The 15,702-nt window shown below is 39.4% G+C and carries 15 protein-coding genes and 1 rRNA gene; 13 read left to right on the forward strand and 3 right to left on the reverse strand.

Features of this window, described 5'->3' with window-relative positions; all coding sequences use genetic code 11:
• Positions 1 to 15 precede the first annotated feature (15 nt).
• A 5S ribosomal RNA gene (rrf, locus tag MSI_RS07990) occupies positions 16 to 126 on the forward strand.
• 713 nt (positions 127 to 839) lie between these two features.
• Here rrf and MSI_RS07995 read toward each other — a convergent pair.
• Positions 840 to 1,538, reverse strand: a complete 699-nt coding sequence (locus MSI_RS07995; RefSeq protein ID WP_009105623.1) for a hypothetical protein — start codon at positions 1,536 to 1,538, stop codon at positions 840 to 842.
• A 320-nt stretch (positions 1,539 to 1,858) separates the two neighbouring features.
• Here MSI_RS07995 and rplU point away from each other — a divergent pair, with 320 nt between their 5' ends.
• The 7 genes from rplU (at position 1,859) to rsfS (ending at position 6,562) form a co-directional block, all read left to right on the forward strand.
• The gene (rplU, locus tag MSI_RS08005; RefSeq protein ID WP_009105625.1) at positions 1,859 to 2,173 is read left to right on the forward strand and encodes a 50S ribosomal protein L21; all 315 of its coding nucleotides are present in this window, start codon (positions 1,859 to 1,861) and stop codon (positions 2,171 to 2,173) included.
• Between the two features lie 15 nt (positions 2,174 to 2,188).
• On the forward strand, positions 2,189 to 2,443 hold the full coding sequence (locus MSI_RS08010) for a 50S ribosomal protein L27 (RefSeq protein ID WP_009105626.1): 255 nt from the start codon (positions 2,189 to 2,191) through the stop codon (positions 2,441 to 2,443).
• Positions 2,444 to 2,544: 101 nt separating this feature from the next.
• Positions 2,545 to 3,672, forward strand: coding sequence for a GTPase ObgE (gene obgE / locus MSI_RS08015; protein WP_009105629.1), 1,128 nt, complete (start codon positions 2,545 to 2,547; stop codon positions 3,670 to 3,672).
• Positions 3,673 to 3,696: 24 nt separating this feature from the next.
• Positions 3,697 to 4,380 carry a nicotinate (nicotinamide) nucleotide adenylyltransferase gene (gene nadD, locus MSI_RS08020; protein WP_009105631.1) on the forward strand — a complete coding sequence of 228 codons (684 nt, stop codon included), beginning with the start codon at positions 3,697 to 3,699 and terminating at the stop codon, positions 4,378 to 4,380.
• 4 nt (positions 4,381 to 4,384) lie between these two features.
• Positions 4,385 to 4,969 carry a bis(5'-nucleosyl)-tetraphosphatase (symmetrical) YqeK gene (gene yqeK, locus MSI_RS08025; protein WP_009105633.1) on the forward strand — a complete coding sequence of 195 codons (585 nt, stop codon included), beginning with the start codon at positions 4,385 to 4,387 and terminating at the stop codon, positions 4,967 to 4,969.
• On the forward strand, positions 4,969 to 6,177 hold the full coding sequence (locus MSI_RS08030; protein ID WP_009105636.1) for an LCP family protein: 1,209 nt from the start codon (positions 4,969 to 4,971) through the stop codon (positions 6,175 to 6,177). Before yqeK ends, MSI_RS08030 begins: the two co-directional genes overlap by 1 nt.
• 28 nt (positions 6,178 to 6,205) lie before the next feature.
• Positions 6,206 to 6,562, forward strand: coding sequence for a ribosome silencing factor (rsfS, locus tag MSI_RS08035; protein WP_009105638.1), 357 nt, complete (start codon positions 6,206 to 6,208; stop codon positions 6,560 to 6,562).
• 105 nt (positions 6,563 to 6,667) lie between these two features.
• Here the strand turns inward: rsfS and MSI_RS08040 are convergent, their stop codons facing one another.
• Complete coding sequence (locus MSI_RS08040) at positions 6,668 to 6,961, reverse strand: hypothetical protein (RefSeq protein ID WP_039924580.1); 294 nt, start codon at positions 6,959 to 6,961, stop codon at positions 6,668 to 6,670.
• A gap of 142 nt (positions 6,962 to 7,103) precedes the next feature.
• Between MSI_RS08040 and MSI_RS08045 the strand changes: the two genes are divergently transcribed.
• The gene (locus MSI_RS08045) at positions 7,104 to 8,927 is read left to right on the forward strand and encodes a hybrid sensor histidine kinase/response regulator (RefSeq protein ID WP_009105642.1); all 1,824 of its coding nucleotides are present in this window, start codon (positions 7,104 to 7,106) and stop codon (positions 8,925 to 8,927) included.
• 84 nt (positions 8,928 to 9,011) lie between these two features.
• On the forward strand, positions 9,012 to 10,883 hold the full coding sequence (locus tag MSI_RS08050; RefSeq protein WP_009105644.1) for an alpha-amylase family glycosyl hydrolase: 1,872 nt from the start codon (positions 9,012 to 9,014) through the stop codon (positions 10,881 to 10,883).
• Here MSI_RS08050 and MSI_RS14515 read toward each other — a convergent pair.
• The gene (locus tag MSI_RS14515; RefSeq protein ID WP_009105646.1) at positions 10,870 to 11,268 is read right to left on the reverse strand and encodes a hypothetical protein; all 399 of its coding nucleotides are present in this window, start codon (positions 11,266 to 11,268) and stop codon (positions 10,870 to 10,872) included. The two genes, MSI_RS08050 and MSI_RS14515, sit on opposite strands and share 14 nt — an antisense overlap.
• A gap of 416 nt (positions 11,269 to 11,684) precedes the next feature.
• On the opposite strand from MSI_RS14515, the gene MSI_RS08060 reads away from it, so the two are divergent.
• From MSI_RS08060 to MSI_RS08070, 3 genes are all read left to right on the forward strand, one after another.
• Positions 11,685 to 11,933, forward strand: coding sequence for an OadG family protein (locus MSI_RS08060; protein ID WP_009105648.1), 249 nt, complete (start codon positions 11,685 to 11,687; stop codon positions 11,931 to 11,933).
• 19 nt (positions 11,934 to 11,952) lie between these two features.
• Positions 11,953 to 14,052 carry a sodium-extruding oxaloacetate decarboxylase subunit alpha gene (gene oadA, locus MSI_RS08065; RefSeq protein WP_009105651.1) on the forward strand — a complete coding sequence of 700 codons (2,100 nt, stop codon included), beginning with the start codon at positions 11,953 to 11,955 and terminating at the stop codon, positions 14,050 to 14,052.
• 94 nt (positions 14,053 to 14,146) lie between these two features.
• Positions 14,147 to 15,583: a sodium ion-translocating decarboxylase subunit beta gene (locus MSI_RS08070; RefSeq protein WP_009105653.1), complete on the forward strand. Its 1,437-nt coding sequence runs from the start codon at positions 14,147 to 14,149 to the stop codon at positions 15,581 to 15,583.
• Positions 15,584 to 15,702: the final 119 nt, after the last annotated feature.

Raw genomic sequence — 15,702 nt, forward strand, 5'->3', positions numbered from 1 at the left:
AAACTGGATTAAAATACTGGTGGCCATAGTGGAGAGGCAATACCCGTTCCCATACCGAACACGGAAGTCAAGCTCTCTTACGCCGATGATACTGCTCTTCAGCGGGAAAGTAGGTAGCTGCCAGTTTTTTTATTTAACTTGCTTTTTTCAAGGCTCCCTAAAACTTGGGAGTTTTTTCTTTTTAACCCGCTGAAGAGCAGTGTAGGACCCCTAGAGCGCCGGAGGCGCGAGCGCTCACAAGCGGCCGTAGGCCGATTGTGAGTAAGCAGACGCATAGCGGCTGCGACGCCTAAAACACGAAGTGTTTTAGGGTAAGTAAATGCGAAGCATTTACGACGAAAGTAAGTAGGGAGTTTGAACTCCAATGTGTAAATTAATTCTCCAGACCTCGCTACCAGTGAGGCAAAAAGCTTACATTTCTTAAGTTTCGTTTACATTTTAAATCTTCTAAAGGGGAAATTATCTCTCTCATTTTTAACTTCCCCCGGCGGGAGAAACGGAGGACTTGTTCGGGAGCGTAGCGGACGAATGAGCGTCAGCGAACCCGTAGTTGCGACTGGGAACGGCGACTCGCCCGTATTTTTGTTTAATATGTAAGTGAAGTTTCGAGTCGCCTGGCTTCGGTAGAACCGAAGCCGTATAGCAGAAATAAGTTGTAGAAACTCGCCTATATTTTGCTTAATTATGAAAGTTGTGTTACGAGTCGCCTGACTTCAGCAGAGCTGAAGTCGTATAGTGCCAGGTAAATGTAATAACTCGCCTAAAATCTCTATAGAAACAAAAAAAAGTCGCCCTTGTGTAAGGACGACTTGTAGTGTTAGAAAAATATTTCTAATTTGTTAGCGGTCGAATCCGCGGTCACCGAAGTTCAAGCATAAACCTGCGTAAATCTTGAAATCAGCCGCACCAGCGCCAAAACCCTGACTTTCTTCGTTTGTTCCATATGTTGTTTTGTATGTGCTTCTTGCAGTTCCAAAACCAGCTCCAAGATCAACCATAAAACCATAATCAATACCAAGGTGGAAGCCATCAACATTCAAAATCCAGGAACGTCCGCCAATATTAAGGTTAATATTGAAGAGATCGAACTCTGTAAACTTCTGTTTAGTTTCATTATCTGCTTCAAAATAGTAAAGATTAAATCCAAGTGCAGGACGAATGTACAAAGAGAAAGGATTTGCAAAAGTAATACGGAAAACTGGTCCGATACCTGCTCCCAGATTAAATCCAGAACCTGTTACAGTGTTAGTAATACCACTAAATTTTGCTTCTGTTTTACTAAAGAAATCCATGTTTACATAGATTCCTAAACCTGCATCAAACTTGCCTGCTCCACTTCCAAAATAGAAGTTTGCATCAGTTTCTGAACCAAAAGCAAAAGGTGCTGTTAATGTACCTTCATTATCATCTGTTACATCGTACATTTTATAGGCAATCGTTTTGCCTAAATTACCATAAAGGTTTTCGTCCAACTCAATATTTGCAAAAGCACATACTGAAGCAAACATCAATCCTACTGCCAGCAAAATTTTTTTCATAATTTACTCCTTTTTATACTAAAGTTTAGTATAAAAATATTATAACATAGGTTTATATTTATATCCATAAAAAAATTATTGTTATTTTCTGACAGATTAAATCGAAAAATTCTTTTATATCTCCATATAAAGTATTGAATAAAGACGACTTTTTTGATAATATTTTTGCTACACATGAACATAGAAGTTTTGCCGGCGTTTAATCCCCGTTTTATGCTGCTTAATTGCTTGTTTATGCCAGTCGTTGTATTGACGGATTTATGTTTCCTCAGATCCTCTGCAATCGATGAATAATTTGTAATCATTAATTGAGGTATTTTATGTACGCAACTATTGAATTTAAAGGAAAGCAGTACAAAGCAGAGAAAGGTGTTGTGCTTACAGTTGATAAGCTTGACGCTGAAAAAGGTGCAAAACTTGACATTGATACAGTTCTTTTGGTAAGCGACGGTGACAAAATTAGTGTTGGCGCTCCTTACGTAAAAGGTGCAAAAGTAAAGGTTGTTGTTGAAGATTCTTTCCGCGACAAGAAAGTTTTGGTATTCAAATACAAATCAAAGAAAGACTATCACCGTACAATCGGTCACAGACAGCAGTACACAAAAGTACGTGTTGAAGACATTGTTATTGCATAATTAAAGGAGACTACAATGGGAAGAACTAGAGGCGGAAGCGGTGCCAAGAACGGCCGCGATTCAAATCCAAAATCTTTGGGTGTAAAAAAATATGCAGGTGAATTTGTAACAGCTGGTTCAATTATCTTGACTCAGCGCGGAACAAAAATATATCCTGGCAACAATGTAAAGAAAGCAGGAAACGACAGCTTGTTTGCAGTTGCTGACGGTACTGTTGTTTACCACGAGCGTATGAATCACAAATACGTTTCTGTAAAAGCTGCTGAGTAGTTTACATAAATATGTTTGAAGAGCCCGGTGTTTGAGTTGCCGGGCTTTTTTGTTTTTATTTTTAGGGGTGGTCGGGCCAATCCGGCTGTGTAGGTATTTTTATGATTAATTTTGCTGATGAGGCGCTGATTGAAGTTCGTTCTGGTAATGGCGGTAACGGTTGTGTTGCTTTTCGCCGTGAAAAGTATATTCCGCATGGTGGTCCTAACGGCGGCGACGGCGGTAAGGGCGGAGATGTTATTTTTACTGTAAAACGCAATATGCGAACTCTTTCTAATATCCGCCACAAGCATTGTTTTAAGGCTAAAAACGGTGGAGACGGTCAGGGCTGGAACCGCTTTGGTGCAGACGGAGAAGACTGTATTATTCCTGTTCCTCCAGGAACTACTATCCGTGATGCTGAGACCGGGGAATTTATTTACGACTTTACCGGTAAGGAAGAAAACGAATCTTTTGTTTTTTTGAAAGGCGGTAACGGCGGCTGGGGAAACGTTCATTTTAAATCTTCTACAAATCAGGCGCCTAAACATGCAAATCCCGGACAGAAGGGCGAAACCCGCTTTTTGAAGCTGGAACTTAGTATTATGGCTGATGCAGGTCTTGTGGGATTTCCTAATGCGGGAAAATCTTCTCTTTTGACTGCATTTACAAATGCCCGTCCTAAGATTGCGCCATATCCTTTTACTACTATTATTCCAAATCTTGGTGTACTTCGCGTTGATGATGAAAACGATATCATAATTGCAGATATTCCGGGAATTATTGAAGGTGCTTCTGAAGGTCTTGGTCTTGGAGATACCTTCCTTAAGCATATTACAAGAACTTCATGTCTTATCTTTATGATTGACTGTTCTGATGATAATTATCTGACAGCTTACGAAACTCTTTGCAATGAACTTTCAAATTATTCTGATCTTCTGATGGAAAAGCCTCGTATAGTTTTGTGCAATAAGGTTGATATTCCAGGCGCTCATGCCCGTGCAGTGGAAATTGCTGATAAGATTCATCAGACAGAAGCTGAAACTCCAGTTGTACCGATAAGTGTTCTTACTGGAAACGGCATGAAAGATGCAAGAAATCATATAATTTCTCTTGTAGACAGACTTGAAAAAAGAACTGAAAGCAAAGAAAATAAAGAAGAGAAGGCTTTTGGTTCCAGTTTTATGGAAGCAAGAGCTGGCTTTGAGGATGATGACGAAAACGTTCAGTATCCGGGAAGTGAAAATTAATAAAGTCGGGTTTAGGTTTTATAGATGAAACTTGCAATTCTAGGCGGCAGTTTTAATCCTCTTCATATAGGGCATGCAATGCTTGCGGATGTAATTATCCGCGAGATGCATTACGATAAGGTTCTTTTTATTCCGACTTTTAAGCCGCCTCACAAGGAAATTACAGCAAAAATTACGACTGAACAGCGGGTGGAAATTGTAAGACGTTTCTGCGAAGCTGTAGGTGACGGAAAATTTGAACTTGAAACCTGTGAGGTTGACCGAGGGGGAATTTCTTACACTGTTGATACCCTGGAATATATAATAGAAAAATATAAGGATGAACTTGAAGGAAAGCCTGCCCTCTTGATGGGTGAAGAAATTGCGGCAGAGTTTTCTAAATGGAAATCTCCGGACGTGATTGCTGCTAAGGCAGATCTGATTGTTGTTCCCCGCTATCCGGATGTTTACGGAAACTCTATTAGGGCTGGAAATTCAGCTATACCGGTTACGAATATAAAAAATAATCCGACAGGCAGTTATCTTGGTGATTTTAGGGCTACTTTTAATCCTAAAAAATTTCCTTATCCTCATAAATTTCTGGATATTCCGATTCTGACGATTTCCTCAACAGAAATCAGGGCTAGAATTGCTGCCGGAAGAAGTTTTAAATATCTTATTCCAAAAGTTGTTTATGAATATATAGAAGAAGCTCAGTTGTACAGATAAAAATATGGATAGATTTGTTGAAGTTACTGAAAAAATCCGCTCCTTTACAGAGCGTTCTGTGAAAAAAACACGATATGAACATTCGGTACGTGTTGCTGAAATGTGCGCAAGAATCTGCCGCTTTTACAGGCTTGATTCAGAAAAAGGCTATCTTGCGGGAATCGGTCATGATATGTGCAAGGATTTCCCTATTGATCAGATGATGGAACTTGCCGCTGCTGACGGCTGCGAAATTTCTGATTTTGAAAAAAATAAGCCGTCTTTACTGCACGGCCGGGCTGCTGCTGTTTTGATGAAGCGGGATTTTGGAATTACAGACAGTGATATTCTGGAAGCTGTTGCTTATCATACTTCGGGAAAGAGCGGAATGTGTGATTTGACAAAGGCGCTTTTTATTGCAGATAAAATTGAACCTGGTCGGCCTCAGGCTACTCCAAAATATATAGAAAAAAAATTTTCCTATACTTTTGACGGAATGCTTTATTCAGTACTTAGAGAAAACTATAATTATCTGACTAAAAAGGGCTATCAGGTTTTTCCAGGAACAGAAGGGCTTCTGGAAGAATATAAGGTGGAGGGAGTAGAGTAATGCGAAAATTCCGGGATGAGCAGAAAGGTCTTGTTTTTATTCTTTTGATTGTGCTTATTATGGCATCTGCAGTGGCTATTTTTTCTGTTTCGCTTCATACAGATGTCGTTCAGGATACTTTGGACAAAGATAAAAAAATCCAGATGCTGATTGGGGTTGAAGATACTGACCACACGCTTTTGTTTGCAAGTGTTATTATCTATTATCCGTCTTCTCAGAAGGCTGCCCTGATTAATATTCCGGGCTATACAGGCTCTATTTACGCCTCTTTGAACCGTACTGACCAGATTAAAAAGGTTTATGAGGAGAGAGGAATTGAAAGTTACCGGGAAGAAGTCCGAAAACTGATTGGTATTCAGATTCCTTTCTATACGATTATCAGTATGGAAAATTTTGCCCGCCTTACAGATTATTTTGGCGGCCTGCGTGTTTTTATTTCTGAGCCGATTGATTATATGACAGAAGAGGGGGCAATGTACCTTTTGCCGTCCGGAGCTGTAAATCTTGACGGAGATAAAATTCTTACTTATCTTCATTACAAGCTTACTGATGAAGATGAAACTGATTTACAGGAACGCTATCAGAATGCAATGACGGCCTTTATTACGGCTTTAAGCGATAAAAAATTCCTTTTGTTTGATGGTGATAATTTTAAGAGCTATGCAAGCTGTTTTACTTCTAATTTGAAGACACCTGAAGAGGAAAGACTCTTTAAGCTTATTTCGGACGTTGATTCTGAATCTATTATCCGTCAGACAATTACAGGTTCTTTCCGTAATGTAGACGGTCAGAGCCTTTTGTTTCCGCTTAACAACGGTGAAAATGTGCGAAATAATGTAAGACAGGTTTCTAACATGCTGGTTTCTTCTGAAGGTACTTATAACAGCCGTGTTTACGTGCTTGAAATTCAAAACGGTACTACAACTCAGGGACTTGCAAGAAATACTTCGATTTTGTTCCAGAATGCAAGTTACGATGTATTGAGCGCCGTTAACGCAGACCGCAACGATTATGAAGAAACTGTAATTATTGACCGTCTTGGTAATGCGGAAGCAGCAAAAGCTATTGGAGATTTTATTCATTGTGATAATATTATTAAAGCCGATTCAGAGAATGCAGAAACTACCGCTCGTTCTTCTGATGTTGACTTTACTATCATTTTGGGACGTGATTTTAACGGTCAGTACGTTATTAAGCGTCGTAAATAACTTATAAAAAGATTTTGGAGAAATACGAATGAAAACAATGCGTGAAAAAGCAATTGAGATTGCAAAACTGATGGAAGACGGCAAGGGAAAAGATGTTGTCCTTCTTAATATCAGTGAATTGAACAGCTGGACAGATTATTTTGTAATTGTAACTGTAAACTCTTCTACCCACTGGCAGGGACTTTTTAAAGATGTAAAAAATTATATTAAGGACAATGACCTTGAAATTCATCTTACAAACAAAAAGAGTCCAGATGGCGATGACTGGAATTTAATTGACCTGGGACCAATTGTTGTGCATCTTATGTCAGAATCGGCTCGTGAATTCTATGACCTTGAAAAATTGTGGCATGCCGGAGAAAAAATTGATTATTCTGCAGAGTAGTCTTTAGAAAATTTGAAATGCATAAAAAAAGCAGACCTGATAAACAATTTTTGTTTTTAGGCCTGCTTTTTTTTGTTTCTGGGCTTGTGAGCCCTATTTGTATTATTAGAAATCCAGATCGTCGTTAAGAAGCTCGTCTGATGCATCCGGGCGGTAATTTGAATAACCGTCTTCCGGCTCTACATCATCGTAAGGCTCGTCTACGTCCTCTTCTTCCTTGAAAACATCATCATAATAAAGATCGGCATCATCATCAAACTCGTCTAAAGAGTCATCTGATTCACCGTAGTCTTCGTCAAAATCATCTTCAAAATCATCATCATAATCTGAAAAATCATCGTCATAAGACAAAGACATCTCTAACTCAGAATATTCTGATTCGGAATTCAAAAAAGACATAGGATACCCCATTAATAAAAGTGTTAATAAACAACTCGCACAAGAAATGTAATTTGAAGTGCTTTTATTGTCAATAGGAATTTTGATTTCATTTTGTTATATAGTATGGATTGTATGGATTTTTTTTGCAAAATACTTTTTTATGACTTATAATAAATTATTGATTTTGAACTTCTTACAAAGGGATTTGAATTTGAATATTTTTAGCAGAATAAAAAATATAATACTAAAAGATAATTACTCAATCAGCCGCAAGATATTTAATCTTATGTCTGTGGTTCTCTTTTTTATAGGAATCATCACAGTAATTACAGATATCATAGTCGGTCTTTCTTTGAGTGCAATTATTTTTTCCGGAGTAGTAGCGCTGACTACTCTCCTGTGTGTTTTTATTTCTGCAAAATTTAATAAAACTGTTCTGGCCTGTATTATCCTGACGGTTTTTATAAATGATTTTTGTCTGCCGATTCTTTATTTCTCTTCTGACGGTATGAACAGCGGTATGCCTATATGGATGGTTTTGGGGCTTGTTTCTACGCTGCTTCTTTTAAAGAAAAAAACTTGCGTAATAATCTTTATAATTAACTCGGCTGTAAGTATTGGAACTATTATTGCGGGCTATTGTTACCCTCAGCTTTTTACTCCTATGCCTTCACCTTTAGTTTCTGTATTTGATATGCTTGTGGCCTTTATCTGTGTAACTATTTCGGTTGGATTTTTCTATAAATATTCGGCTTACACTTACGAGGAACAGCAGAAACGTATTATTTCCGCAATTCGTCGTGCAGATGAAGCAAACCTTATAAAATCGGAATTCCTTTCTAATATTTCTCACGATATCCGTACTCCAATGAATGCAATTGTTGGATATTCTGAAATTGCAAGGCAGAATTGTGATGACCGTAAAAAACTGATGGACTGCTTTGAGAAAATCAGCATAGCAAGTGACCATCTTCTTGAGCTTATTAACGGAATTCTTGATATGTCGCGGCTTGAGTTGGGCGGTACTCAGCTGCTGGAAACAGAATGTTCTATTCAGCAGATTATAAATGATGTTTCGGATATTCTTGAAAACCAGATGATTGAAAAACAGATTGACCTGCAGCTTGATTATTCCGAAATCTGGGAAGATAAGATTATTGCGGATAAGGTAAAGCTTACCCAGATTCTTCAGAATATTCTTTTAAACGCAATTCAGTATTCGAATAATGGCGGAAAAATCTATGTTTCTGTTAAGCAGCCGGAAATTGATGATGAGCAGGGAATTGCAAAAACTGAAATCAGAATAAAAGATGAAGGCTGTGGAATTTCAAAAGAATTCCTGGATAAGATTTTTGAGCCTTTTGAACGCGAAAGAACTCTCGGAAAGACTGAAGTTTCGGGAATTGGACTTGGACTTTCGATTTGCCGCAAAATCATTCATATGATGAACGGTGTAATCAAAATTGAAAGTGAAGAAGGAAAGGGAACAGAAGTATTTATTTCTATTCCTCTTGTAATTCAAACTCTTACTGAAATTGCAGAAGAAGTTCCGGATGAAGAAATCCTTATAAGTGGAAAACGCATTCTTGTGGTTGAAGACAATACTCTTAACCGTGAAATTGTTAAGGATATGCTTGAAAGTGCCGGTTGTATCGTAGAAGAAGCAAAAGACGGTTCTTTTGCAGTTGATATGGTAAATCTTGCAGGAGATGGATATTACGATTTAATTCTTATGGATATTCAGATGCCGATTATGGACGGTTATGAAGCTACAAGAATTATCCGTTCTTTCCCTAATGAAAGTCTCAGTAAGATTCCAATTGTTGCGCTTTCTGCAAATGCCTTCCCTGATGACAAGAAAAAGGCTTTTGATAACGGAATGGATGCCTTTATCTCAAAACCAGTTTCATCTGATAAGCTTGCCCGGGTTTTAAATGTAATTTTTAACAGCGACATTAAGAAAACCTCTGATGAAATGAACTAAGTTTATATTTTATTTGCATTACTTCCGATTATGCTGTATCCTTATATTTAGATTTAGCGATAAACCAATTATAAGGCGGTATTTATGAATCAGGATTTTTCTAAGTTTGAAGAGATTGATGTAAAAAGACTTGGTTTTAAAAACGGTGGCTTTGCTGCCTGGTCACCTTTTGCAAAAGAGGTTTCTCTTCTTTTTTACAAGGATTTCGGGGCTGTAAAAGAGGGGGCTGTGGCTGACCTTTGTAAAATGACAGGAAATGCTGATGGAGTATGGACTCTTTCTGCCGGCAAAGCCTGTGATTTTGTAAAAAATAATCAATATTATAAATACCGTTTTACTTTTAATAATTCTAAATACGAAGTTTGTGATATCTGGTCTAAATGCGCAAGCCCGGATTCTCTGGCTTCTGAACTTTGCGAACTTCAGCCTCTTGCTTACTATAACCCCTTTGGAAAAAACGGAAAAGAAGATAAAGTTTTTTCTGATGCTGTAATTTTTGAAATGCATATAAGGGACTGGTCCCGGGCTTTTGTAAAAGACAGCTCTGGAAAATTTATTGAAATTGCGGATGCTGAAAAACTTATGGAGCATTTGAAGGAACTGGGAGTTACTCACGTTCAGCTTCTTCCTTCTTTTGATTATGCAAATAAAAATGAAGATTTGTCTTATAACTGGGGCTATGATCCTTTTAATTTTAATGTCCCGGAGGGCCGCTATGTATCTTCCGGTTATGAAGATGGAAAAGCTGCTGTAGAAGAAATGCGGAAGATGATTAAGGCTTTTCATGATAATGGAATTGCCGTAAATATGGACGTAGTTTATAACCACACAAGCGGAACTGGCAGTTATTCTCTTTACGATATGACTGTTCCCGGATATTTTTACCGCCTGAAAAAAAATGATGAAGAGGGTATAGAATATTTTAATGGTTCTGGCTGTGGAAACGAACTTGCTTCTAATCATAAGGTCGTGCGGGAATTTATAATTGATTCCCTTAAACACTGGATGCTGGATTACGGTATTAACGGCTTCCGCTTTGACTTGATGGGAGTTTTTGAACCTGAGACGATGAAGGAGATTTATGCCCGGCTTAAAAAAATAGATAAGAATGTTCTTGTTTATGGGGAGCCCTGGTGCGGTGGCGAGTGCGGAGTTGAAAAATCCTGCACTAAGGAAGTGATTGACCAGGCAGAAGGTGTAGCCTGCTTTAATGATAACTTTAGGGATGCAATAAAGGGGGCGGAATTCTGTGGCTTTAAGATGGGACAGGTTCAGGGAGTTTTTAATGACAAAGCAATTTGTACGGGACTTACTGGTTCTCTTAAGTCTAACGGAGGTTTTACTCAGAATTCAAACCGGACTATAAATTATGTTGAGTGCCATGACAATTATACGCTTTTTGATAAGCTTGCAATTTCCTATCTTGGAAAAACTGAATTTTCCGGAGACTTATATAAGGCAATTGGAAAAGAAGGGCTTGAACTTGTCCGTAAGCAGAATATTTTGAGCGCAGCTTTTGTTATTCTTGCCCAGGGAGTACCTTTTATAAACGGCGGTCAGGAGTTTATGCGGACAAAGCAGGGCGATGAAAACAGTTATATTTCTTCTGATGAGATTAATGCAATTGATTTTACTTTTAAGGAAAAAAATGCAGAGGTTTTTTCGGCCTATATAGGGCTCTTTGCCCTGCGCCGTGCAAACCGTGCTGCCTTTGGTCATAATGAAAAGGCTCAGGCAGAAGTTTTAGGAGAAGGCCTTGTTCTGTATAAAACTGAAGATTTTTGCGTAATTTTTAATTCTACAAAAAATATTTTTGAAACTTGTGTAGAAGGATATTCTGTGGAAGTAGATGTCCTTTCCGGCGAGATACAGGAAAGACCCCTTGATTGTAACAAGGATGGTTACGTGACGGTTAAGGTAAGACCTCTTTCTTTCATCATCCTTAAAAAATCATAATGAAGGCCGCTGAAGAAATTAAAAGTTCTGCAGAAATAAGGGCCATATTCATAATCATCTGAGAATGTTTTTTCTGAGTCCATTTTGGGCGGGCAGAAGTAAAGAGCAGGTCAAGAAGCATTGTAAGGGTGCCTATGAATAAGGGAATTCCGTAGAGCTTTTTGCCAAAAATCAATTCTGCCAGAGAGGTAAAGCATAAAAGACCGCTTATGGCAAAGGCTGCAAAGTAGAAAAAGTAGATTTTTATAATGCGGGGGCGGGTTACAAGACAGAAGGTAATGAAACCTGCAAATAAATCAATAATAATAAGAATATTAAACCAGTCCGGAATGCGAACCAGGTAAATTGCAGAGAAGAAAAGATTGTTCCAGACTTCAATTGCCATAAAAAAGAGGCAAAGGCTGCAATTTCCAGCGGACGACGCTGTTTTTTTTGAAAAAGCAATTGCAATATAAGAAATGCTTCTGAAAAAATAAATGACAGAATTAATATGCTGATAATATGGAAGGAATCTGGAATACGTATTGTAAGGCGGGAAACTAAAAAAGCTGCCGAAAAGGGCAGGAGAAGAAGCTTGAAAATATCTTTTGGAATACTTTTTCCTTTTATATAGAAAAAAATATAGAGCCCAAGTGAAACTACAAAAAGTGAAAGAAATGTCCAGTCCAAATAATTCATAATAAAAATATATCATACCCTTTAATTGTTTGCACCTGCTACTTTAAAAAAAAATAATATTCCAATATAATTTTGCGTATTAAAATCGGGTCAATTTTCGGTTTTTTTTAGGAGTAACTTTTTATGACAATTACAGAAATGCTAGGTCAAGGTGGACTTTTGACACTGCTTGGAATGTGTGTTGTCTTCAGTTTTATTATCATTTTGATTATCTGCATGACAGTGCTTAAAGCTGTTATTCATGCATTTAAACTTGATAAAACTGCAGAGCCAACTAATAATGCTGCTCCGGCTGCAAGCGCGGCTGCGGGTAATGACGGTGCAATTATTGCTGCAATAGCTGCCGCTATCCGTGAAAAACAATCTGTCTAAATAAAGGGGAACAATAAATATGTCTAAAGTAGGAATTTCTGAACTTGCTATCCGTGATGCTCACCAGAGTCTTCACGCAACTCGTATGACAACAGCTGATATGCTGCCAATCTGCGATAAACTTGATAAAGTTGGTTATAAATATATTGAAGGTTGGGGTGGAGCAACTTATGACTCTTGTATCCGCTTCTTGAACGAAGATCCATGGGAGCGCCTCCGCAAACTTCACGCAGCTCTTCCAAACAACAAAATCATGATGCTTCTTCGTGCTCAGAACCTTCTTGGTTACAAGCACTATGCTGATGATGTAGTAGAGAAGTTCGTTGAAACTGCTGCAAAGAACGGTATCGGATGTTTCCGTATTTTCGATGCATGTAACGACCCACGTAACATGGAATGTGCTACAAAGGCAGCTAAAAAATCTGGAGTTGATGTTCAGATGGCTATTTCTTATGCTGTTACTCCATTCCACACAAATGAAAAATATGCAGAGCTTGCTAAGACTTATGCAGACTTTGGTGCAGATTCTATCTGTATTAAAGATATGTCTGGTCTTCTTAAGCCATATGAGGCTTATGACCTCGTACAGAAAATCAAGGCAAAGGTTGATCTTCCTGTAGAAATCCACTCACACGCTACAACAGGTCTTTCTGTTGCAACACTTTTGAAGGCTGCTGAAGCTGGTGCAGACTGGCTTGATACAGCAATTTCTTCTATGTCTATGGGTACTTCTCACTCTCCAACAGAAACAGTTGTAGAAATGCTCAAGGGCACAGATATGGATACTGGCCTTGATACAAAACTCCTTCTTGAGATTGCTGCTTACTTCCGCGAAGTTCGCAAACACTATTCATCTCTTGAATCTGCATTCCTTGGTGCTGATACACGTATTCTTCTTTCTCAGGTACCAGGCGGAATGCTTTCTAACCTTGAATCACAGCTCAAACAGCAGAATGCAGGCGACAAGATGGACGCTGTACTTGCTGAACTTCCAAAGGTTCACAAGGCTGCAGGTTACGTTCCACTTGTAACTCCAACATCTCAGATTGTTGGTACACAGGCTGTTATGAACGTTCTTATGGGACCATATAAAGTAATGACTCAGGACTTCCGTAACCTTATTACAGGTAAGTTCGGTAAACTCCCAACTGATGCTGATCCAGAGCTGGTAAAAGAAGCTCTCAAGCAGAATGGTATGGAAAAAGTTATGACTTGCCGTCCTGCTGACGAAATTGCTCCAGAATGGGACAAAATGGTTGAAGAATCAAAGAAGGCTGGTGGTAACGGATCTGATGAAGACGTTCTCACATACGCAATGTTCCCTAATGTTGCTCCAAAATTCTTTGCTGAACGTGCAAAAGGTCCTGTTGATGCAGCCGCAACATTCGCTAAGAAAGAAGCTGCTCCTGCTGCCGCTAAGGAAAACAAGGGTGGTTCTTACACTGTAAACGTAAACGGTACTGCTTATAACGTAACAACTGGCCCAGCCGGCGATTCTATGAACGTAAACGTAAACGGAACTGCTTATAATGTTACTTTCGGGGCTGCCGGTGCTGCTCCAGCTGCTGCTGCCGCTCCTGCTGCACAGGTAACAGGTGGTGTAGAAATTAAAGCTCCTGTTGCTGGAACATTGCTCCGCCACGCTGTTGCTGCCGGAACAAAGGTAAATAAAGGTGATACTGTTATCATCGTAGAATCTATGAAGATGGAACTTGAAGTTAAGGCTCCAGAAGCTGGAACTGTAAGCTTCTCTGTTCAGCCAGGAACACAGATTCAGGCTGGTCAGGTTCTTGGAAGTCTCGGAGGAGTTGCTGCACCTGCACAGCCTGCAATGTCAGCTGCGCCAGCAGCTGATGCTACGCCTAAAGCAAGTGCGCAAGTTGGTGGTGCAGCTAGCAACGGCGTAGCAGGAACTCCAGTAAAAGCTCCTGTTGCCGGTACTCTTCTTCGCTACGCTGTAGCTGAAGGTGCTGCAGTTCAGGCTGACACAACAGTAATCATCGTTGAGTCAATGAAGATGGAATTGGAAATCAAAGCTGGTGCTGCAGGAAAAGTTCACTTTGTAGCAGCTACAGGCTCACAGATTGCTCAGGGCTCAACAATCGCTGAAATTTTGTAACAAAAATACATCCATGTATTTTTGTTACTCTAATTGCTTACGCAATTAGCTAAGAATGTTACTAAAAGCCGCCATCCATGGCGGAAGGTATTATATGGAAACAGTTTTGAACAAAAATAATAAATATAAAGTGTTCAGAGCAAGTGCTATTGTTTGTCTTATTGCTCTTTCACTTTCTTTTGTAGGTTGTGGTAAAAGCTCAGGTTCTTCAAACAAGAGTGCTGCTGCAACTACAATCGTAAAAGGTTCGGAAGGAATCAAAAAGATTTCTGTAAAATCTTTCTTCGGAAACGTTGCAAAGAACACTGGAATCTACAAGATGATTCACACCCCAACTCCAGAAGAAGCTGCAGAAGAAAAAGCTTCTAAAGAGCAGATGGAAATTGTAAAAGAAGAACAGATGGCTCAGGCTGCAGCTGACCTTGCCGCTCATCCTGTACAGGGATGGCAGCGCCTTGTTATGCTTGCAATCGGCTTCCTTATTGTTTACCTTGGAGCCGCAAAAGGATTTGAACCACTTCTTCTTATTCCAATCGGATTTGGTACAATTCTTGTAAATATTCCGGGTGCTGGTATGGGTGATGGTCCTGACGGTATGCTTCATATCATCTATTCTGCAGGTGTAGGAAACGAATTCTTCCCTATGCTGATTTTCATGGGAATTGGTGCTATGACAGACTTCGGTCCTCTTATCGCTAACCCAAAAACAGCCCTTCTTGGTGGTGCTGCTCAGCTTGGTGTATTTGCTACCTTGTTCGGTGTTGCTTCTATGAACTTTATTCCTGGAATCGACTACAACATGAAGCAGGCTTGTGCTATCGCTATCATCGGTGGTGCAGACGGTCCTACATCTATCTACGTTTCTGGTAAACTTGCTCCAGAAATGATGGCTGTAATTGCCGTTGCTGCTTACTCTTACATGGCTCTTGTTCCTATGATTCAGCCTCCTATTATGAAGCTTTTGACTTCTAAGAAAGAGCGCACAATCAAAATGAAGCAGCTTCGTCCTGTTTCTAAGACAGAACGCATCTTGTTCCCATTGCTCTTGCTCGTGGTAACAATCCTTCTTTTGCCTCCTGCAGCTCCACTTATCGGTATGCTTGCATTCGGTAACTTCATTAAGGAAATCGGCTGTGTTCAGCGTCTTTCTAAGACTGTTGAAAACGAACTTATGAACATCGTTTCTATTCTTCTGTCACTCGGTGTTGGTTCACAGATGACTCCAGAAAAGATTATGCACGCTAACTCTTTGGGAATTATTGTTCTTGGTCTTCTTGCTTTCTGTATCGCTACAATGGGTGGTCTTATTATGGCTAAGATTATGAACCTCTTCCTTAAAGAGAAGATTAACCCTCTCATCGGTTCGGCTGGTGTATCAGCTGTTCCAATGGCAGCCCGCGTTGCAAACAAGGTTGGTATGTCGGAGGATCCTACAAACTTCCTTTTGATGCACGCTATGGGACCAAACGTTTCCGGCGTAATCGGAACTGCTATTGCGGCAGGTGTGTTTATTTCAACATATGGAATGTAGCCTATAATGCTAACTTTGCGAATGCAAAGTAAGGGTTTGCGGTAACTGCACTGACTGTTTAGATGCCATTTTTACCGCAAACAAGAATGTAGTATTTTATGACAAAGCTGTCCTCTCCC

Origin of the sequence: Treponema sp. JC4, from assembly GCF_000260795.1 — a bacterium.
In the GTDB taxonomy this organism is placed as follows: domain Bacteria; phylum Spirochaetota; class Spirochaetia; order Treponematales; family Treponemataceae; genus Treponema_D.

Coding starts and splice junctions, on each gene's coding strand:
- yqeK (WP_009105633.1), top strand. CDS start 4,385: ATGGATAGATTTGTTGAAGTTACTGAAAAAATCCGCTCCTTTACAGAG.
- obgE (WP_009105629.1), top strand. CDS start 2,545: ATGATTAATTTTGCTGATGAGGCGCTGATTGAAGTTCGTTCTGGTAAT.
- MSI_RS08060 (WP_009105648.1), top strand. CDS start 11,685: ATGACAATTACAGAAATGCTAGGTCAAGGTGGACTTTTGACACTGCTT.
- nadD (WP_009105631.1), top strand. CDS start 3,697: ATGAAACTTGCAATTCTAGGCGGCAGTTTTAATCCTCTTCATATAGGG.
- MSI_RS08010 (WP_009105626.1), top strand. CDS start 2,189: ATGGGAAGAACTAGAGGCGGAAGCGGTGCCAAGAACGGCCGCGATTCA.
- MSI_RS08030 (WP_009105636.1), top strand. CDS start 4,969: ATGCGAAAATTCCGGGATGAGCAGAAAGGTCTTGTTTTTATTCTTTTG.
- MSI_RS08045 (WP_009105642.1), top strand. CDS start 7,104: ATGACTTATAATAAATTATTGATTTTGAACTTCTTACAAAGGGATTTG.
- MSI_RS14515 (WP_009105646.1), bottom strand. CDS start 11,268: ATGGCAATTGAAGTCTGGAACAATCTTTTCTTCTCTGCAATTTACCTG.
- MSI_RS08050 (WP_009105644.1), top strand. CDS start 9,012: ATGAATCAGGATTTTTCTAAGTTTGAAGAGATTGATGTAAAAAGACTT.
- MSI_RS07995 (WP_009105623.1), bottom strand. CDS start 1,538: ATGAAAAAAATTTTGCTGGCAGTAGGATTGATGTTTGCTTCAGTATGT.
- rsfS (WP_009105638.1), top strand. CDS start 6,206: ATGAAAACAATGCGTGAAAAAGCAATTGAGATTGCAAAACTGATGGAA.
- oadA (WP_009105651.1), top strand. CDS start 11,953: ATGTCTAAAGTAGGAATTTCTGAACTTGCTATCCGTGATGCTCACCAG.
- MSI_RS08070 (WP_009105653.1), top strand. CDS start 14,147: ATGGAAACAGTTTTGAACAAAAATAATAAATATAAAGTGTTCAGAGCA.
- MSI_RS08040 (WP_039924580.1), bottom strand. CDS start 6,961: ATGTCTTTTTTGAATTCCGAATCAGAATATTCTGAGTTAGAGATGTCT.
- rplU (WP_009105625.1), top strand. CDS start 1,859: ATGTACGCAACTATTGAATTTAAAGGAAAGCAGTACAAAGCAGAGAAA.